Here is an 18,106-nt window from a genome sequence, read left to right on the forward strand (position 1 = left end):
GGCATATAGTGGGGAAAGCTTCCCCTTGCAAATGCGCTGCCGTCTTTGAATGATCTTTTTATAGCGTGCCAAATAAGTCGGAGAGCAGAAAATGAAATGGCTAATGCGCATCCTGTTCCTTTTGGTGGCTGTGGTAGGTCTTGTCATCGGCGCGTTGCTGCTGATGCCGGGCGACAAGTTGGCGACCATTCTGGCCGAGCAGGTCAAGGCACAAACCGGGCGTGATCTGAAACTGTCGGGGGGCGTTAAGCTGTCCTTCTGGCCTGTGCTGGGCATGGAAACCGGGGCGGTTTCCTTCGGAAATGCCTCGTGGGCGGGGTCTGAGCCGATGCTGAGCGCCGAAAGCCTGGCGGTTGGGGTCGATACCTTGGCCATTTTGTCCGGCGATGTGCTGATCAAACGGATTATTGCCGAGAATCCGACCCTCAGACTTGAACTGTCAGACGGGCGCGGAAACTGGGAGTTTGACACGGCCGTCGCCCCGACAGCCAGCGGCTCGGGTGGATCAAAACCGGCCGATGCATCGCGTGCGGTGACACTGGAGCATCTGAAACTGACTCAGGCGCGTCTGATCTTTGTTGAAAATGGATCGGCCCGATTTGATGTCGCAGATGTGGATTTGTCTGCTAGTTGGCCAGCAGTCTCGGCCCCCATGGTTCTGGATGCACAAATGCCGGTTCCGGGCGGTGAGGCCCGCGTGGATATCAAGATACCCGACCTGCCGGCCTATGCCTCGGGCGCGGCTTCCGAGATTGAGCTGGCGCTTGCCGCCCCCGGTGGTGACATCGGGTTTGACGGGCGCGTCAACCTTGCCGGAGAGATGGACGGCAAGCTGCAGTTGGAAACCAAAGACACGGAAAAAATGCTGGCTGCGTTTGGTCAGGAGGGCGTTGGAGTGCCGCACGGGTTGGGCCGCGCTGCGAATGTGTCGGGGCAGATGACTTATACCAGAGATGGTCGCATATCTGTGCGCGATCTGGTGGCTTCACTCGACAGTAACCGTTTTACAGGCGAAGTTGATATTGTCATTTCCAACCCGCCACAGATCACTGCTCGGTTGGATGCCAGTGATCTTGATCTTTCTCGCTATAATCAAAGTGGTCAGACGGTCTCGTCCAGTTCCGGCGGTTCCGGCTCGGGTGCTGCCTCGGAGGGGTGGTCAAGGGAACCGATCGACGCCTCGGCGCTGGCTTTGGCCAATGGTGAAATTCGACTGACAGCCAAATCTATCGCGCTGCCCGAGCTGACGCTTGGCCCCAGCGACCTGACAATGCGGCTGGACCGGTCTCGGGCTGCATTGGAGATGAACCCGGCAACCTTGTTTTCCGGAACGCTGAACGGGCAGGTGGTGGCCAATAATCGGAATGGGTTGTCCGTTGGCGGCAAGATAAAGGCCAAGGGCATTGACCTCAAACTAGCTCTGACAGCCTTGGTCGGGGTCGAGCGGCTGTCCGGGACCGGGTCGGGATCATTCGAGTTTCTGGGCGTTGGCCAGAACGAGAATCAGATCATGCGCTCGCTCAGCGGTAAGGGCCGCTTGGATGTAGGAAAGGGGCTGATATCGGGTTTTGACCTTGATCGTCTGATGGGACGAGGCAAAGGTTCGGGTGGCACCACCGTGTTCAACAGCCTGACGGCTAGCTTCACCATTGATAAGGGCGTTTTGCAGAACAACGATCTGTTGATGTCGCTGGACAATTTCCGCGCGGATGGCAAAGGAAAAGTCGGGATCGGAGCGCGCAATATCGACTATCTGTTCACGCCAGTCGCTCTGCGTGCGAATTCGGGAGAGGGCCTGTCGGTTCCGGTGCGTATAGTTGGACCATGGAGCAATCCGTCGATCAAGCCGGACCTGACCAAGGTGATCGAAGCGGCTGCCGGAGGAAAAGTCAAAGAGCTTGAGGATGATGTCAAAAAGAAAGTCATCGACAAGATAGGCGGCGATACCGGTACGGCCGGGACTGACGGTGACAGCGTCGAGGACGCGCTGAAGAACAAGCTTGAGGACGAGGCCAAGAAAGGACTGCTTAAGCTGTTTGGCGGAAATTGAAGTGTCGGGGCCAGAGCCCCGACACCAACGCTCAGATGGTCTGGTCGTAATCTCCGACACCAGGTTCGGTTCGGATGACCGCGTCGATATCCGCAAAAATGGCACGCATCTCTTCTTCGCTTTCGCTGCTTTCGCAGACGACCACCAGATTGGGCGTATTCGACGAGGCGCGCACCAACCCCCAGCTGCCATTGTCCAGAATGACTCGGGCACCGTTGACAGTGACCACTTCCTTGATCGGGCGACCTGCAAGCGTCTCTCCGGCTTCGGATTTGGCGACCAGCTTTGCGACCAAACGGTCGAGTATGTCGTATTTCTCGGTATCCGCTGCATAGGGGGACATGGTCGGTGTCGACCATGTTTTCGGTAGTGCCTTTCGCAGGTCGGACATGCTTTGGTCCGGGTTGCGGTCCATCAGTTTACAGATCTCAACCGCGACGCGCATGCCGCAATCATAGCCACGGCCAATCGGTTCGGCCAAAAAGTAATGCCCCGACTTTTCGAACCCAGCCAGCGCGTTGATCTCTTTGACTCGCCGCTTCATGTGGCTGTGGCCGGTTTTCCAATAATCTGCCTTGACCCCGCGGGCCTTCAACTCGGGGTCGCTGGCAAAAAGGCCGGTTGATTTCACGTCGGCGACAAAGGTGGCATTGGGGTAAATCTTGGCCAGATCGCGGGCCATGATCACGCCGACCTTATCAGCAAAAATCTCCTCCCCCTCGTCATCCACAACGCCACAGCGGTCACCGTCACCATCGAACCCCAGCGCCATGTCGGCACCGCTGGCTTTCACGGTATCGGACATGTCGTGCAGCATTTCCATCGCTTCTGGGTTCGGGTTGTAATGCGGGAAAGTATAGTCCAGCTGGTTGTGGCTGGGCACGACTTCGACCCCCATGCGTTCAAAGATTTCCGGGGCAAAGGCGGATGCGGTGCCGTTCCCTGTGGCACAGACCACTTTGAGAGGCCGGGATATTCTGAAATCGCCGACCAGATCGTCGATATAGGCCTCTTTCACGCCATCAACGAATTCGTAGGACCCGCCAGGGTGGGTCTGCCCTTCGCCATTCAGAACAATGTCTCGCAGCTCTGACATCTCGTCCGGGCCATGGGTCAGGGGACGTTCGAACCCCATCTTGACCCCGGTCCAGCCATTTGGATTGTGGCTGGCCGTGACCATGGCCACGGCTGGAACGTCCAGATGGAACTGAGCGAAATAGGCCATCGGGCTAAGCGCCGGACCGATATCCTTTACCTGAATTCCCGCCTGCATCAGGCCCAGGATCAGGGCATTTTTAATGGCCAGAGAATAATCACGATAATCATTGGCTACAGCAATCACGGGTTCAATCCCACGCTTGCGCATCTGTGTGCCCAGACCCAACCCCAGTGCGGTCATGCCCGGCAAGTTGATCTCTTCTGGATATTTCCAGCGGGCATCATATTCGCGAAAGCCGGTTGGCTTGATCATTGCGTCGCGCAGAAAGCTCCAGGTGTTCGGAGTCACCTCGGGGTTGGGTTTGGTCATGGGAATACTCTTGTTCAGATTTGGATAGGGTTGGCCTTGGCCAACGCATCAAAACGCATCAATGTATCGATGAGCTGCGGCATCTGGTCCAATGGGATCATATTAGGACCGTCGGAAGGTGCAGTATCAGGGTCCTGATGGGTTTCGATAAAAACCGCACCGATGCCAAGCGAAACCGCAGCGCGGGCCATCACAGGCGCGAATTCTCGCTGCCCACCAGTAGAACCACCCTTGCCGCCAGGCTGCTGTACCGAGTGTGTGGCATCCATTACGACCGGGTATCCCGTTTTGGCCATCTGCGGCAGGCCGCGCATGTCAGCGACCAACGTATTATATCCAAACGAAGTTCCGCGTTCTGTCAGCAGGATGTTTGTGTTCCCAGTGCTTTCTACCTTGCTCACGATGTTGCCCATCTCCCATGGGGCCAAAAACTGTCCTTTTTTGACATTAACCGCCTTGCCGGTATTACCAGCAGCGAGCAGCATATCGGTCTGTCGGCAAAGAAACGCGGGGATTTGCAGCACGTCCACAGCCTCGGCCGCAATCGAGCACTGGGCTTCGGTATGTACGTCTGTCAGCACTGGAATACCCAAGGTTTTGCGGATGTCATCCAGAACCTTGAGCCCTGTGTCTATTCCCATACCTCGCGCACCCGACAGAGAAGTCCGGTTCGCCTTGTCGTATGAGGCTTTAAAGACGTACTGCGCCCCGGCGGCGTCGCAGGCCTCTTTCATTTTTCCTGCGATCATTTGGGCATGATCGGCAGTTTCCAGTTGGCAGGGACCGGCGATGATCGTCAGGGGAAGATCATTGCCGACCGTGAGATCGGAGATTTTTACATGTTTCATGTGTCTTACGAGGATACCTGTTCACGAAGGACCGACGCGGTAAGCGAGATCATCAGGTAGATACCAGCAAACAACAGGAAAGCCAAAATCGTATTTTCGAACTTGCGCGGATAGCTGGGTTCCTGACTGGGAACAGGATTGACGGAAACCGTCAGATACCGAACCTGACGATTGGCTTCGGTCCTGGTTGTCTCCATATGCTGCATAGCTGATTGCAGGATCATATCCCGAGCGGCCAGATCGGCCTGTGCCATCTGAATCCGAACACTCAGCCTGGCCAGCGAATTCTCGCCGGCAGAGACATCCAGCATTTCGGCGTTCAATTCCTCCAGCACAACCGTAAGCCGGGCGATATCGGCCTGCGCGCCATCCACCTTGGCTTTGTTTGGGCGGCGATTGTCCAACAAGGCTGCAAGCTGCAGCTCTTTGTCCTGAATAAGCGTCTCGATTTCGTTTATGCGGCCCCGCAACCCGGCAATGACGCTTTCAGGGTCAAGGATTGCGCCTTGCAGCTGAAGCTCGATCAGGTCTTCCTGAGCTTTCTTGCGTTCTTCCTGAGCGCTTACAAACCCTTCCCGGGCATCTTTCATCTGGTCTTCGCGTTTCTTTTCGGTCAGCGCGTTTACCCGTTGCTCAGCATAGGAAATCAGTTCTCGGGAAAACGCGGCCGAAGTCTGGGGGTCAGGTGTCGCCACCTCCATCCGGATCAGGCCATCGGTCGGGTCATATCCGACCGTGATCATGCGTTTGTACAGCTTGTAAGCCTCTTCGAGACTGGCGTCTGGGGATAATCGCTGAATGGGGTCGATCCAGTCCTGTTTGAACACATCAGCGAAACCGGCCTTTGTGTCCAAAAGTTCAAGCGCATCTTTCGATTCCAGAAACTCCTGGGTGGCAACCGAATCCTGCGTGGTCGCAAATTGGGTCCCTGCCAGAAGCCCTCCAATAGAGCCCGCGCCCCCGTCCGCTTGAAGGATCAGAAAGGCAGAGTTGCTGGCGTACATTGGGGTCGCGATCCGATAGAAATAGAGACCCACGACAAAGGTAGGTAGCAGGACAAAGGCCGCAAGCCGCGCAAACAGAGCGAACAGTTTGCGACGGCGGCGGCGGGCGATGTCCCTCTGAATCTGTCCGATTTCACGTTCACGCCGCTCGGCCGGGCTCATCTCCGGTCCGGGCAAGTTCTCCGGTGCATCTTTCACGGTCTGGGGCAGGTGGATCGTGATGCGATCATTCGTCTGCTCGTCCGAAGTTTTCTTTTCCGAGGCAAGGTTCAGCAGACTGGAGCGTTCAAACGGATCAATTCCCTTTTTGCGCAACAACCGAACTGCATCATAGTCCGAAGTCGCCGCAAGACCGTTTTTCTGGGCAAGACGACGTGCCACCCGCAGTTGGCGGCCGGTCAGTCCTTCGCGTTTGATAGCGTCGATCTCGGTCCCTACTGGCGGTTCATTTTCTGGGCCGGGCGCCTGTGTGGCCTGGCGAATGCGCGAGATCGCGTCTTCGCGCGTTTCGGCATTTCCCGCAGACCGCCGTTTGCGACGCCAGTTGTATTTATCAGCCCTGGGTTTGGTAGTCATATAACTGCTTTGCCTCTTCCAAGGTTTCGAACAAGTGAAGCTGACCATCCACTAATACCGCCGCCTGACGCGCGAATTTTTCAAGCAGGGCCGGGTTGTGAGAGACGATGACCAGTGTTGTTGTGCGCAGCCGTTCCTGCAGAATGTCGCCTGCCTTTTTGTTGAATTCAACATCTGTTGTGGCCGGCATCCCTTCGTCGATGAGGTACATGTCGAAATCCAGAGCCAGCATCAACGCAAATGTGAACCGCGACCGCATACCGGATGAATAGGTCGCCAGCGGTTGATTGAAATATTCACCCAGGCCACACAGCCAACTGCAATATGCCTCGACATAGTCCGGGTCCATACCATAGATTTTGGCGATATAGCGCGAGTTCTCCAGAGCCGACAGCTTGTTTGAAACTCCGCCGGTAAATCCCATCGGAAAAGAGACGCGGCAGGATTTGCGAATGACCCCTTCGTCGGGTTTCTCTAGTCCGGCCATCATGTTGATCAGGGTGGTTTTTCCGGTACCGTTCGGGGCCAGAATACCGATGGATGTGCCAAGTTCGACGCGAAAAGACACTCTGTCCAGAATCACCTTTCGGCGCGTCCCGGTCCAAAAGGACTTGCTGACATTTTCAAACTCAAGCATCCAAAGCCTGCGGGTTTATCTTGTTGTTGCGCCGTTCGGACCGGCGAAAGAACGGTACCTCTACGGCGCCATATAGGCCACATTATGTCGAATTATGAAACAAATGATCAATGCGTTCCGGGGGTCGTTTTTGGTAATGTGACTTTTGCATCTGTTGGCGTCTGGATGTGTGTTACCTATCTTGCTTTCAGAACACTAACCATCTGATGCGGCACTGATTGCGATCTCATGAACCCACTCGAAAAAGAAATAGAGGCCTGCCGTATTTGTGCCGACCGATTTGCGGCAACCGAAACCGCGCATGAACCAAGACCCATTGTCTGGTTCCGCAAAGACACGCCCATTTTGGTCTGTGGTCAGGCTCCGGGGGCACGAGTGCATGCGTCGGGTCGCCCTTTTACCGACCCTTCCGGTGATCGGCTTCGGGCGTGGTTGGGTGTTGATGAGGAGCTGTTTTATGACCGTTCGCGTGTCTCGATCGTTCCAATGGCGTTTTGCTTTCCTGGCTATGATGCGCGCAAGGCAGATTTGCCTCCTCCGTCAGTATGCGGTCAGACTTGGCACGATCGGGTCATGGCGGATCTTGGGCCTGTGCCGTTGACCATTCTTGTCGGGGGGCACGCCCATAGATATCACCTGAAGTCACGTGGGTCAGTCACCGAAACCGTCCGCAACTGGCGGGACTATGCGCCGCGGGTCTTTGCCTTGCCTCATCCGTCCTGGCGGAATACGGCATGGATGAAGAAAAACCCGTGGTTCGAAGCCGATCTGTTGCCGGTTTTGCGCGCACGGGTGCAAGAGGTTCTGAATGACTGAGATTTCGGCTCTGGACGCCGCCCATGCCGCGGCTGAGGCTGCTCCGCAGGATGATGCGGCCCGTCTGCGTTTCTTTGAACGGCTGGCTGACAGTGAGCTGTTCCTGATGCTGACGGAAGAGGCAAAGAACGAGAATATTTCGCCCGAATTGTTCGATGTGGCAGATGGGCGTTTTGTGCTGGCTTTCGATCGCGAAGACCGGCTGGCCCGCTTCGCAGACCGCCCGGTGCCCTATGTTGCGCTGTCGGGGCGGGTTTTATCGTCTATGTTGTCGGGGCAGGGGATCGGGCTCGGGTTGAACCTTGAGGTTGCCCCATCCTCGATGTTGATCCCGCCCGAGGCATTGGGCTGGTTGGCGGAAACATTGCAGCATGGTCCCGAAGAGGTGCAACAGCACCTGTCCGAGTTCCTGGCTCCATCGGGGTTGCCCGACGAACTGCTGACAGCTTTGGACGCCAAGCTGGCTACGGCCATTGGGTTGGCGCAAGCCGCCTATCTGGTCAGCACCAAAACGGCTGAAGGTGGGTTCGGGCATTTGCTGGGTTTTGTCGATGCCGTCGAAGGGGCAGAGGCAGCTCTGGCTAAGGCCGCGTCCGAAGCGCTTACCTTTTCCGGGGTCGAAGCTGGGGCAATGGACGTAGGTTTTTTCAAATCAAGTGACACGGCCGCAGCGTCTTTGGCGCGGGTGGGTTTGCGGTACGATCTGCCGCAGCCTGAGGCGCGTGTGAATGCGCATATCGCTCCTGGGCGCGATCCGGACAAACCGCCTTTGCTCAAGTAATGGTAGAATGGGGCTTCGCAGATTGATCCGCGAAGCCCGGTTTGTTTACTCGGCTGCTGGCTCCAGCTTGTCCTGTGTACGCGTTTCAAAGTCGCCGGCCTCGTGGCGTTCGTGAAGCTGTGTATGCTTTTCGCCAAAGGCACGATTGACCATGCGACCACGTTTCACGGCGGGACGGGCGTCAATCTCCTTGGCCCAGCGCATGACGTTCTTGTAGGATTCGACGTCCAGGAACTCGGCTGCGCTGTACAGGCGCCCAAGAACCAGTTGTCCGTACCAGGGCCAGATCGCGATATCGGCGATAGAGTAATCCTCGCCTGCGATATAGGTTTTCTCGGACAACTCCCGATCCAGAACATCCAGCTGCCGCTTGGTTTCCATGGCAAAGCGGTTGATGGGATATTCCCATTTCTCGGGCGCATAGGCGTAGAAATGGCCAAACCCGCCACCCAGATATGGTGCACTGCCCATTTGCCAGAAAACCCAGTTCATCACCTCTGTCCGTTCTGGCCCGGATTCGGGTAGAAATGCGTTGAACCTTTCAGCCAGGTGAAACAGAATCGAGGCACTTTCGAACACGCGCACTGGTTTTTCACCGGACCGATCCCAAAGGGCAGGGATCTTCGAGTTCGGGTTGGCCTCGACAAAGCCCGAACTAAACTGATCTCCCTCGCCGATGTTGATCAGCCAGGCGTTGTACTCGGCCTCTTCATGGCCTAGCGCCAGAAGCTCTTCCAGCATGACGGTTACTTTTACCCCGTTCGGAGTGGCAAGCGAATAGAGCTGCAGAGGATGGCGCCCAGCAGGCAAATCCTTGTCATGAGTTGCCCCCGCAATCGGGCGGTTGATATTAGCGAATTGTCCGCCGTTTTGGCTGTCCCATGTCCAGACCATCGGGGGCGTATAGGTCGATTGCTCGCTCATTTCTTGCCTTTCTCAGCAAAGTTCGGGTGAATTATCCGTTCGCTGCAACAGCTAATATTGCAAAGGGCAAAGTCCAACCCTGCCCGTTGGGAAGATTTTGTAACATTCAGTGCAAAAGACTTCACGTTTTCTCATTCGATGTCACAGCGACGCGAGCGGGACTGCGTTTGATCGAGGAATCACCTATTCTCTGCACAGCCCCGTATTCCGGGCCGATCACCCATCCAATAAAAAAGGACCGCCCTTATGAAACGACTTGTCTGGACCTTAGCTGCGACCTTGGCATTTGCCATGCCTGCCCTTGCAGGTGATCAGTATGTGGACGGCACCGGCTATGCGGTGTCAGGATATGACGTGGTTGCCTATCGCAGTCTGGATCAGGTTGCTGTCGGTCAATCACAGCCCGAAGCCGTCCGCGGAAGGTCAGATATTACGGCCGAATACAACGGCGTTACCTGGGCATTCTCGACCGAAGAGAACCGGGACAAGTTCTTGGAAAACCCTGCTTATTATGCGCCGCAATATGACGGTCACTGCGCCTATGGCGTGTCACGCGGCGGCAAGGTGCCTGCGAACCCGAACCTGTGGCGGATTGTTGATGACAAGCTGTATCTAAACATTACCGATGTGGTTGTCGGGTTTTTTGAAGAAGATATTCCCGGCAATATCAATCTGGCTGAAGGAAACTGGCCGGGCATCGAGGCCGACGGGGCCTCCAGCAGCGTGATCCCGAAGTTTACCTCCGAAGGCCCGGTCGCAAACTGAGATTTCTGCAACGGATGCAAAGCCCGGCATTGATTTGCCGGGCTTTTGTTTGTCATCCGGTCAACCAGTACTCATCCTGCGTTTGCTGGTCGGCGTTGAATCTGATCCGCACGCTGCGGGCGCCCGGAAATTTCTTGGTCGCAAGCGCAACGGGTACGACAACTTCGCCAGTGCCCGCATCTTTGGACTGAAAGCTCAGAATCTCTGTCTTGACGCGCTTGGAGCCAGCAAGAACACTCGTCGGCAATGCGACGCGGTTAGCACCTTCGCAGACAGGTGCGGAAATGAAATAAGTCAGGTTGCGGCCATGCAAGCCGACAGCGTCCGGAATGTGGTCAGCATCTTGCAGGCGATCCGCATCTTGACTGTCCGCTGGGGTGTCCGGGGAGTCCTGCAAGTGGGGCAGCGCCGTATTCAACATTGCACGACAGGCATCAATATCTTGGGTTTCCAGCTGAATAACGCGTTTGCGCAACCGGGGGCGGCGTGGTTTCCCCGCCGCCGAGCTCGCCAGACCTTTCCCGGCCAGCCCCTCGCTGCGCAGCAAATCATAGGCCGCCTTGGCGTTGGCCAAGGCCGCACCGTCTCCGCCATTCTTATCGGGGTGGGCTTCGAATGCGATGTCGCGCCACGCTTCTCGAATGTCATCTGAACTGGCGCTTTGAGCCAGACCAAGTGTGCCGAATGCATTGGCGCGGGCACTAACCTTGTCAAAAGGTTCCATACTAAATTCACTCATAAACAAACTATACGGCCCCACAATGAATGGGCGGCTGCTAAAGTCAAATTTGTAACAGAATTGAACGGTTTACCGCGACAATGAATAAGGCTTCAGTTGGATTGTTCAAGTGGCCCCTGTTAGGCAGGGCAATCCCAACTTGTTCCACAAAAACACCCGGGGTTTTAGCCCCGGGTGCACAGTCTGAAACAAGCGGATATCAAGCGACGTTCTGAAGCTCGGCCTTTGGTGTGACTCCAAGGGCAAAGCACACATCCCGGGTCAGTTCCGGCCGGTTCAGGGTGTAAAAGTGGAGCTTGTCTACTCCGCCCTCGATCAGGTCTGAACAAAGTTCTGTGCACAACGCGGTGGCCAGCAGGTCTTCGCGGTCGTCACGAATGGCCTTCTCAAAGGCATTCTCGATCCAATCCGGAATATGTGTCCCGCATCTGCGGGCAAAGTTGCGCGCCCCTTTCCAGTTTTCGATTGGCAGGATGCCCGGAACGATGGGCTTGTCGATCCCTGCCTTTTCACAGGCATCGCGGAAACGGAAAAAGGTCTCGGCCTCAAAGAAGAACTGTGTCAGCGCTTCGTCGGCACCCGCGTCCAGCTTGGCCTTTAGCCAGTCGATATCAGCGGCAAAATCCTGTGCTTCCGGGTGTTTGTCCGGATAGGCGCCAACACGGATGCTGAACATCTCGGTTTCTGCCAGTGCTTCGATTAATTCGACCGAGTCCGCGAACCCTTCCGGGTGCGGCGCGAACCGATCCTGACCCTTGGGCGGATCGCCGCGCAAGGCGACGATGTTCTCCACGCCCGCCCGAGCAAAGGTATCTGCGATTTCCAGTGTTTCCTGACGTGACGCATCCACACAAGTCAGATGTGCAGCAACAGGCAGGCCAGAGGACTTGTGCAGTGTGGCCACCGCATCGCGCGTCAGCTCACGCGTGGTGCCCCCCGCGCCATAGGTGACAGAAACAAAGCGCGGTTCAAGCGGTGCCAGTGTTTGCACCGTATCCCAAAGGCGGAATGAAGCCTCAAGTGTCTGTGGCGGGAAAAATTCAAATGAAACTTCTGGTCTTGTCATCTCGGCCTCACGGGTGAAATCTCTGACCCTTGTGCCAGCTTACGCATTGTGAGACAAACTCATATTATTCAAGAACAACATGAGTTCCACGCAATGCATATCGAATTCCGCCACCTGCGTACGATCAAGGCGATCCATGAATGTGGCGGGCTTGCCCGTGCCGCAGATCAACTGAACATCACTCAATCCGCGTTGAGCCATCAAATCAAAGGCCTAGAGGATCAGGCCGGGGTCGAATTGTTCTTGCGCCGGTCCAAACCGATGAAACTTTCGGCGGCCGGTTTGCGGCTGTTACGCCTGGCCGAGCAGATCCTGCCGCAGGTCGAGGCAACACAGCAGGAGTTCTCTTCTTTGCGCGACGGGCGCACGGGCCGTATGCATATCGCCATTGAATGCCACGCCTGTTTTGAGTGGCTGTTCCCGGTGCTGGAATCCTTTCGTAAATCCTGGGGCGATGTGGATGTCGATATCCGCCCCGGCCTGGCCTTTGATGCCTTGCCGGCTTTGCAAAAAGAAGAGGTCGATCTGGTCGTTTCCTCGGACCCAGAAGATCTGCCCGGTGTCGAATTCATCGAACTCTTTGACTATGACGCGGTGTTTGTCGCGGCTTCGACACACCCGCTTGCCCAGAAAGAGTTCATTGAGGCCGAAGATTTTCGGGGCCAGACCCTGATTACCTATCCGGTCGAACGTACACGGTTGGATGTATTCAGCCAGCTGCTGATCCCTGCGCGGGTTGAACCGGCCGCAATCCGGCAGGTTGAGCTGACCGCTGTGATCCTATTGCTGGTCGCGTCGAACCGGGGGATATCTGTGCTGCCGGACTGGGTCGTGCGTGAGGTGAAGTATAATTCCGACTATGTTACCCGCCCGCTGACCAAGGCGGGCGTAACACGTCGCCTTTATGCTGCAGTGCGCACCGAGGACCTTGAGAAACCCTTTGTGCAAGAGCTGATCAAGCTGGCCAAAACCGAGGCGCGCAAGCTGCAGGAGCAATAGGCACAAAACGCGGGTCTGCTATGCGTATCATTCCTCTTGGCAAGGGCGCATTGCCCCAGTATACGCGCGGTTTGACCGGACAGGAGCCTTTGGACAATGGTTGGCAGTGCAAACCTCAACATCATGATCAAAGCCGCGCGCAAAGCGGGGCGTTCACTGGTCAAGGATTTTCGTGAAGTCGAGAACCTTCAGGTGTCGATGAAAGGCGCCGGGGATTTTGTGTCCAAGGCAGACATTGCAGCCGAGGCGATCCTGAAAGAGGAACTGCTTGGCGCGCGCCCGACCTATGGCTGGCTGGCCGAAGAGGGCGGGGAGATTGCCGGCGAAGATCCCACCCGCCGCTGGATTGTGGATCCGCTGGATGGCACCACGAATTTTCTGCACGGCCTGCCGCACTGGGCGATCTCGATCGCGCTGGAACATAAAGGCAAAATCGTTGCCGGTGTGATCTATGACGCCGCCAAGGACGAGATGTTCTTTGCAGAAAATGGCGAAGGCGCATGGATGAACGACACCCGTATCCGCGTTTCGGGTCGTCACCGCATGATCGAGTCGATCTTTTCGACCGGGCTGCCTTTTGGCGGACGGTCCGACTTGCCTGCGACCCTGCAGGATCTGGCACGTCTGATGCCGGTCTGCGCCGGTGTACGTCGGTGGGGCGCAGCAGCGCTGGACATGGCTTATGTTGCTGCTGGCCGGTATGAAGGCTTTTGGGAACGCCGTCTGAATGCCTGGGATGTTGCCGCCGGGATCATCATCGTGAAAGAGGCCGGTGGCTTTGTGCAGGCTTTGAACCCGGAAGGTAACGTGCTGGAGGACGGCGAGGTCATCTGTTCCAACGAGCCCATCTTTGATCAGTTTTCCAAGGTCATCCGGGGCTGAGCCACCAACAGACAGGTCAAGCAAGCGCGCCCGATTGAGGCGCGCTTTTTCGTTTCAGAGGGTCGCGCGCTGGGCTAGATCCGCCTCTTCAGCCAATCTTGCAGCGACAGAGGCGACTGCAAGATCCTGCAACCCGACCCCGGTTCCATCAAACAGAGTGATCTGATCGTCGCTTGTCCGACCGGGGTGGTCACCATTGATGACGGCGCCGATGGGCGCGATTGCATCCTCGGTCAAGGCGCCAAGGCTGATGGCATGTTGGGACTCGCCGATTGTCACGGACTGGGCGACCTCGTCGGTAAAGACAGACGCTGCGGCGACGAGATCCGCGTCAACCTCCTGTTTGCCTTTGGTGTCGGTGCCCATGCAAGCCAGATGCGTGCCGGGCTTGATCCAGTCTTTCATCAAGAGCGGCTCAAAAGCCGAGGTGATGGTGATGATCACATCCGCCTGTGCGCCCAGCTCCTGTTGGCTGACGGCTTCGAATTCCAACCCAACCTCAGTGGCCACAGCTGCAAGGCGGGGCAGCATGTCGGGATGCGGGTTCCAGGCAACGACCTTTTCGAAGTCGCGCTGTTCCGCCGCCGCCCGCAGCTGGAAAGTTGACTGATGTCCGGCCCCGACCATGCCAAGTACTCTTGCGTCTTGCCGCGCCAGATGCGCGATCGAAACCGCCGAAGAGGCCGCTGTGCGCACCGCTGTCAGGTAATTGCCCCCGACAAGCGCGGACAATCGCCCGGTATCGGGGTCGAACAGAAACACTGTGGATTGGTGGTTGGTCAGGCCCTTCGCCGCATTGCCCGGCCAGTATCCACCGGATTTGAGGCCCAGCACCTGACCGTCGCGGTCAAATCCCGATTTGAACCCATAGAGTGCGTCGGCATGGCCCAAAGCCTCGCGGATAACGGGAAAGTTCCACGCGCCACCTTTAGCCATCGCACCGAACACAGCTTGTACAGCGTCAAAGGCCTGCTGGCGTCCTACCAGTTTCTCACACAGATCTTCGCCTACAATCAGCAGGCCGTCGCTTTTCATAACATCCCTCATCTCAATAGGCTTTCCCGCGGGCCGAGACCGGCCACAGGGCTTCGACTTTGCCGCCCCGTACGCCCACATACCAATCATGGACATTGCAGGTGGGGTCACAGTGGCCCGGCACCAACCGCAGCTTGTCATTGACCTTCAGTACGCCGTCTGGATCCCCGATAACCCCATGCTCGTCCGAGCACTTGAGGTATTCGACATCATCACGTCCGAACACAAAAGGCAGGCCGCTATCGACCGATTGCGCCTTGAGGCCGGCGTCGCAGATGGCCTTGTCTGCTTTGGCGTGGCTCATGACGCTGGTCAGGATGAACAGCGCATTTTCCCATTCTCCCTGATCAATCCGCTGGCCGTTCTGATCCAGAATCCGCCCATAATCCGCGTCCATGAAGGCGTAAGAGCCGCATTGCAATTCGTTGTAAACGCCCGAGTTACTTTCGAAGTAATAGGAACCGGTGCCGCCGCCCGAAACCAGTTCGCACTCGATCCCTTCTGCTTTCAACCCGGCGACAGCGTCTTTGACCATGGCAATGGCTACATCCAGCTTCTCTTTACGGGCCTCATAGGTGTCGAGATGTTGCATCGCACCCTGATAGGCCTGAATGCCGGTGAATTTCAGATTTGGCGCTGCTTGCACAGCTTTGGCAATCTCGATGACCGCCGGTGTCGTGGTTACACCACAGCGCCCTGCGCCGCAGTCGATCTCGATGAACACTTCCAGTTCTGTGCCGTGACGCGAAGCGGCAGCCGACAGGTCGGAGATATTGTCGATGTCGTCCACGCAGACAATGATACGCGCGCCGAAATTGGGCAGCCGTGCCAGTCGGTCAATCTTGGCCGGGTCGCGCACCTGGTTGGATACAAGGATGTCCGTAATGCCGCCACGGGCAAATACCTCGGCTTCCGACACTTTCTGACAGCAGACGCCGACCGAACCGCCCATCCGTTCCTGCAGCTTGGCCACATCGACCGATTTGTGCATCTTGCCATGAACACGATGGCGCATCCCATGGGCCTTTGCGAAATCGCCCATCTTTCGGATGTTGCTCTCTAGCGCGTCCAGATCAAGGATCAGGCAAGGCGTCTGTATCTCGCTTTCGTCCATGCCGATCGCGGCAGGGATGTCGAAGCCGACCTCGAGGTCTTCAAAATTTACGGTCTTGTTCATGTTGTTTCTCCTTACCCTTTCAGCCAGGGCAGTTTGTCCAAGTCTACATTGCCACCGGTCACGATGACGCCAATGCGCTTGCCTCGGAAAACCTCTGGGTTCTTCAAAATGGTTGCCAGAGGAACCGCCGAAGATGGCTCCATCACCACGCGCAGGTGCTTCCAGGTCAGTTTCATCGCTTCGATGATTTCCTCTTCCGAGGCGGTAAAAATATCGGTCACGTGGTTGGATACGAAATGCCAGGTGTTTTCTTTCAGGGGCACCAGCAGCCCATCCGCGACTGTCTTGGGGGCGTCATCTGCGATGATATGACCGGCCTTGAAGGACCGGTAAGCGTCATCCGCCTGTTCCGGTTCCGCTGCATAAATTGCGGTCTCGGGCGCAAGGTTCGAAACCGTCAGACAGGTGCCTGAAATCATGCCGCCACCGCCGATGGGCGCGATAACGGCGTCCATACCACCAGTCTGTTCCAGCAGTTCGGCGGAGCAGGTGGCCTGACCGGTAATCACACGCGGGTCGTTATAGGGGTGAACAAATTCGCCACCGGTTCTGGCCTGAACCTCGGCAAATGTTGCTTCGCGCGAGCTTGTCGAAGGGTCACATTCGGTGATTGTACCGCCATATCGGCGAACTGCATCCTTCTTGGCCTGCGGGGCTGTGCGCGGCATGACCACATTGCACGGAATACCGCGGCGGCCGGCCGCATAAGACAAAGACAAGGCGTGGTTGCCGCTGGAATGCGTGCAGACACCCTTGGGCATCAAATGGTCTGCAAGGCCGAATACAGCGTTGCAGGCCCCACGCACCTTAAAGGCCCCGGCTTCTTGGAAATTTTCGCATTTGAAGAACAGCTGCGCGCCGGTCAGGTCATTCAGGTGGTCCGAAGCCATGACCGGAGTTCGGCGGATATGCGGTTTGATCCGATCATGCGCGACACGCATGTCCTCGATCGTCAGATCCGCGGCAGAGGGGTGATCCAACATTGTCATTCTCCTTACGCCGCGGCCTCGGTTCGGTTGCCGGGAGTGGCGCGAAAGTGTTCCTGGGCTGCGGCGACGCCAGAGCCCAACGTGATCGGATAGCTTAGATCGGCCATTGCCATCTCGATCGTACAGAGTCCGGACAGGACCATCGCATCTGTCAGACTGCCCAGATGCCCGATACGGAACGCCTTGCCGTGCAACTGGCCCAAGCCAACACCAAAGGACATCCCGTAGGTGTTAAAGGCATGGTCGGTCAGAATGTTGCTGTCGAACCCTTCGGGCACGTAGATTGCGCTGACCGTGTCCGAGTAAAGGTCTGGCGATTGAGCAACCAGTTCCAGCCCCCAAGCATCGACGGCGCGCCGGACGCCCTCGGCAAGCCGATGATGACGGGCGTAAACATTCGGTAAGCCTTCTTCAAACAGCATCTTCAGGCTTTCACGCAGCCCGTAGATCAGTTGCAGAGGTGGTGTATAGGGAAACCCTCCGGTCGCATTGGCCGCCATCATATCCCGGAAATCGAAAAAGGTCCGGTGCAGCTCTGCGGTTTCCATCGCGTCCAGCGCTTTCTGGCTGACGCAAAGGATGGCCATGCCAGTGGCCAGCATGAATCCCTTCTGCGATCCCGAAACCGCGATGTCGACGCCCCAGCGGTCGAACTCGAACGGTACAGAGGCCAAAGAGCTGACGCAGTCCACCATCAAAAGCGCCGGATGATTGGCGGCATCCATCGCCCGTCTTACAGCCCCGATATCCGAAAGCACTCCTGTTGCCGTTTCATTATGAGTGACCAGAACGGCGCGAATTTCATGCGCTTTGTCCCCACTCAGAACAGTCTGAAATTGGTCAGCGGGAGCGCCGCTGCCCCAAGGGCAGTCGATGACCTGAACGTCAAGCCCGTGACGTGTGCACAGATCAATCCAGCGGTGGCTGAAAACGCCATAGCGCGCAATCAGGACCTTATCACCGGGGCTGAGCGTGTTGGTGATTGCAGCCTCCCATCCACCTGTGCCGCTGGCGGGAAAGGTAACGATCTGGGCCGCAACGGTATCAAAGACCTTCTTGGTGTCTTCCAGTACGGGTGCAAATGTCTGGACAAAGTCCGGCGCGCGATGATCCTGCGTCTGGACCTGCATGGCCAGGCGCAATCTATCAGGTATGTTGGTCGGGCCGGGAATGAAAACCGGGTTTTGGTTCGACATGGCTTGTTCCTCTGCTTTGGAGATAAGTGTCCGGGAAAAAGCTGCATTACGCAATTTTCTTGAAAAATATTTTCATTTATTGAAGATAAATATT

17 protein-coding genes are annotated in these 18,106 nt (G+C 56.7%); 6 read left to right on the forward strand and 11 right to left on the reverse strand.

Annotation, left to right across the window (positions count from 1 at the left end; translation table 11 throughout):
• The first annotated feature begins 91 nt into the window (after nucleotides 1-91).
• Nucleotides 92-2,050 (forward strand): AsmA family protein, encoded by a 1,959-nt coding sequence (locus AC2FH6_RS07670; RefSeq protein WP_496701938.1) that lies wholly within the window; start codon nucleotides 92-94, stop codon nucleotides 2,048-2,050.
• Nucleotides 2,051-2,081: 31 nt separating this feature from the next.
• Here AC2FH6_RS07670 and AC2FH6_RS07675 read toward each other — a convergent pair whose 3' ends face one another.
• From AC2FH6_RS07675 to AC2FH6_RS07690, 4 genes are read right to left on the reverse strand one after another with little or no spacing between them, the layout of a single operon-like run.
• Nucleotides 2,082-3,578 (reverse strand): phosphomannomutase/phosphoglucomutase, encoded by a 1,497-nt coding sequence (locus AC2FH6_RS07675; protein ID WP_281994962.1) that lies wholly within the window; start codon nucleotides 3,576-3,578, stop codon nucleotides 2,082-2,084.
• Nucleotides 3,579-3,592: 14 nt separating this feature from the next.
• A complete protein-coding gene (gene kdsA, locus AC2FH6_RS07680; protein ID WP_496701939.1) occupies nucleotides 3,593-4,426 on the reverse strand; it encodes a 3-deoxy-8-phosphooctulonate synthase in 834 nt (277 codons plus the stop codon).
• A 5-nt stretch (nucleotides 4,427-4,431) separates the two neighbouring features.
• Nucleotides 4,432-6,006: a KpsE/RkpR family capsule polysaccharide export protein gene (locus AC2FH6_RS07685; RefSeq protein ID WP_496701941.1), complete on the reverse strand. Its 1,575-nt coding sequence runs from the start codon at nucleotides 6,004-6,006 to the stop codon at nucleotides 4,432-4,434.
• Nucleotides 5,984-6,643 (reverse strand): ABC transporter ATP-binding protein, encoded by a 660-nt coding sequence (locus tag AC2FH6_RS07690; protein WP_142636630.1) that lies wholly within the window; start codon nucleotides 6,641-6,643, stop codon nucleotides 5,984-5,986. The genes AC2FH6_RS07685 and AC2FH6_RS07690 overlap by 23 nt, the downstream gene beginning before the upstream one ends.
• Before the next feature lie 228 nt (nucleotides 6,644-6,871).
• Between AC2FH6_RS07690 and AC2FH6_RS07695 the strand changes: the two genes are divergently transcribed.
• Nucleotides 6,872-7,459 (forward strand): uracil-DNA glycosylase family protein, encoded by a 588-nt coding sequence (locus tag AC2FH6_RS07695; protein WP_496690991.1) that lies wholly within the window; start codon nucleotides 6,872-6,874, stop codon nucleotides 7,457-7,459.
• Entirely contained in the window at nucleotides 7,452-8,240 is a 789-nt protein-coding gene (locus AC2FH6_RS07700; RefSeq protein WP_496701943.1) for an SseB family protein, read from the forward strand. The genes AC2FH6_RS07695 and AC2FH6_RS07700 overlap by 8 nt, the downstream gene beginning before the upstream one ends.
• A 45-nt stretch (nucleotides 8,241-8,285) precedes the next feature.
• On the opposite strand, the gene yghU is transcribed toward AC2FH6_RS07700, so the two are convergent.
• Nucleotides 8,286-9,164: a glutathione-dependent disulfide-bond oxidoreductase gene (gene yghU, locus AC2FH6_RS07705; RefSeq protein WP_271949300.1), complete on the reverse strand. Its 879-nt coding sequence runs from the start codon at nucleotides 9,162-9,164 to the stop codon at nucleotides 8,286-8,288.
• Nucleotides 9,165-9,410: 246 nt separating this feature from the next.
• Here yghU and AC2FH6_RS07710 point away from each other — a divergent pair, with 246 nt between their 5' ends.
• Nucleotides 9,411-9,929 carry a YHS domain-containing (seleno)protein gene (locus AC2FH6_RS07710; RefSeq protein ID WP_496690990.1) on the forward strand — a complete coding sequence of 173 codons (519 nt, stop codon included), beginning with the start codon at nucleotides 9,411-9,413 and terminating at the stop codon, nucleotides 9,927-9,929.
• A gap of 52 nt (nucleotides 9,930-9,981) precedes the next feature.
• Here AC2FH6_RS07710 and AC2FH6_RS07715 read toward each other — a convergent pair whose 3' ends face one another.
• Entirely contained in the window at nucleotides 9,982-10,653 is a 672-nt protein-coding gene (locus tag AC2FH6_RS07715; protein WP_496701945.1) for a J domain-containing protein, read from the reverse strand.
• A 214-nt stretch (nucleotides 10,654-10,867) separates the two neighbouring features.
• Complete coding sequence (metF, locus tag AC2FH6_RS07720; RefSeq protein ID WP_271949306.1) at nucleotides 10,868-11,734, reverse strand: methylenetetrahydrofolate reductase [NAD(P)H]; 867 nt, start codon at nucleotides 11,732-11,734, stop codon at nucleotides 10,868-10,870.
• A gap of 93 nt (nucleotides 11,735-11,827) precedes the next feature.
• Between metF and AC2FH6_RS07725 the strand changes: the two genes are divergently transcribed.
• Both AC2FH6_RS07725 and AC2FH6_RS07730 read left to right on the forward strand, forming a co-directional pair.
• Nucleotides 11,828-12,733 carry a LysR family transcriptional regulator gene (locus tag AC2FH6_RS07725; RefSeq protein ID WP_496701538.1) on the forward strand — a complete coding sequence of 302 codons (906 nt, stop codon included), beginning with the start codon at nucleotides 11,828-11,830 and terminating at the stop codon, nucleotides 12,731-12,733.
• 96 nt (nucleotides 12,734-12,829) lie between these two features.
• Complete coding sequence (locus AC2FH6_RS07730; RefSeq protein ID WP_142636646.1) at nucleotides 12,830-13,615, forward strand: inositol monophosphatase family protein; 786 nt, start codon at nucleotides 12,830-12,832, stop codon at nucleotides 13,613-13,615.
• 54 nt (nucleotides 13,616-13,669) lie between these two features.
• Here AC2FH6_RS07730 and bhcD read toward each other — a convergent pair whose 3' ends face one another.
• Genes bhcD through bhcA form a run of 4 tightly spaced genes read right to left on the reverse strand, consistent with a single transcriptional unit; the run spans nucleotide 13,670 to nucleotide 18,012 of the window.
• Nucleotides 13,670-14,650, reverse strand: a complete 981-nt coding sequence (gene bhcD, locus AC2FH6_RS07735; protein ID WP_496701947.1) for an iminosuccinate reductase BhcD — start codon at nucleotides 14,648-14,650, stop codon at nucleotides 13,670-13,672.
• Nucleotides 14,651-14,663: 13 nt separating this feature from the next.
• Nucleotides 14,664-15,827, reverse strand: a complete 1,164-nt coding sequence (bhcC, locus tag AC2FH6_RS07740; protein ID WP_496690986.1) for a 3-hydroxy-D-aspartate aldolase BhcC — start codon at nucleotides 15,825-15,827, stop codon at nucleotides 14,664-14,666.
• 11 nt (nucleotides 15,828-15,838) lie between these two features.
• Nucleotides 15,839-16,810: a beta-hydroxyaspartate dehydratase BhcB gene (bhcB, locus tag AC2FH6_RS07745; protein WP_496701949.1), complete on the reverse strand. Its 972-nt coding sequence runs from the start codon at nucleotides 16,808-16,810 to the stop codon at nucleotides 15,839-15,841.
• Nucleotides 16,811-16,821: 11 nt separating this feature from the next.
• Nucleotides 16,822-18,012 (reverse strand): L-aspartate--glyoxylate aminotransferase BhcA, encoded by a 1,191-nt coding sequence (gene bhcA, locus AC2FH6_RS07750; protein ID WP_496701950.1) that lies wholly within the window; start codon nucleotides 18,010-18,012, stop codon nucleotides 16,822-16,824.
• Nucleotides 18,013-18,106 lie beyond the last annotated feature (94 nt).

It is taken from the genome of Ruegeria sp. CDSC045, assembly GCF_059610725.1.

Coding starts and splice junctions, on each gene's coding strand:
- AC2FH6_RS07690 (WP_142636630.1), bottom strand. CDS start 6,643: ATGCTTGAGTTTGAAAATGTCAGCAAGTCCTTTTGGACCGGGACGCGC.
- bhcA (WP_496701950.1), bottom strand. CDS start 18,012: ATGTCGAACCAAAACCCGGTTTTCATTCCCGGCCCGACCAACATACCT.
- AC2FH6_RS07710 (WP_496690990.1), top strand. CDS start 9,411: ATGAAACGACTTGTCTGGACCTTAGCTGCGACCTTGGCATTTGCCATG.
- AC2FH6_RS07670 (WP_496701938.1), top strand. CDS start 92: ATGAAATGGCTAATGCGCATCCTGTTCCTTTTGGTGGCTGTGGTAGGT.
- AC2FH6_RS07700 (WP_496701943.1), top strand. CDS start 7,452: ATGACTGAGATTTCGGCTCTGGACGCCGCCCATGCCGCGGCTGAGGCT.
- metF (WP_271949306.1), bottom strand. CDS start 11,734: ATGACAAGACCAGAAGTTTCATTTGAATTTTTCCCGCCACAGACACTT.
- AC2FH6_RS07730 (WP_142636646.1), top strand. CDS start 12,830: ATGGTTGGCAGTGCAAACCTCAACATCATGATCAAAGCCGCGCGCAAA.
- yghU (WP_271949300.1), bottom strand. CDS start 9,164: ATGAGCGAGCAATCGACCTATACGCCCCCGATGGTCTGGACATGGGAC.
- bhcC (WP_496690986.1), bottom strand. CDS start 15,827: ATGAACAAGACCGTAAATTTTGAAGACCTCGAGGTCGGCTTCGACATC.
- AC2FH6_RS07675 (WP_281994962.1), bottom strand. CDS start 3,578: ATGACCAAACCCAACCCCGAGGTGACTCCGAACACCTGGAGCTTTCTG.
- AC2FH6_RS07715 (WP_496701945.1), bottom strand. CDS start 10,653: ATGGAACCTTTTGACAAGGTTAGTGCCCGCGCCAATGCATTCGGCACA.
- bhcB (WP_496701949.1), bottom strand. CDS start 16,810: ATGTTGGATCACCCCTCTGCCGCGGATCTGACGATCGAGGACATGCGT.
- bhcD (WP_496701947.1), bottom strand. CDS start 14,650: ATGAAAAGCGACGGCCTGCTGATTGTAGGCGAAGATCTGTGTGAGAAA.
- AC2FH6_RS07685 (WP_496701941.1), bottom strand. CDS start 6,006: ATGACTACCAAACCCAGGGCTGATAAATACAACTGGCGTCGCAAACGG.
- AC2FH6_RS07725 (WP_496701538.1), top strand. CDS start 11,828: ATGCATATCGAATTCCGCCACCTGCGTACGATCAAGGCGATCCATGAA.
- AC2FH6_RS07695 (WP_496690991.1), top strand. CDS start 6,872: ATGAACCCACTCGAAAAAGAAATAGAGGCCTGCCGTATTTGTGCCGAC.
- kdsA (WP_496701939.1), bottom strand. CDS start 4,426: ATGAAACATGTAAAAATCTCCGATCTCACGGTCGGCAATGATCTTCCC.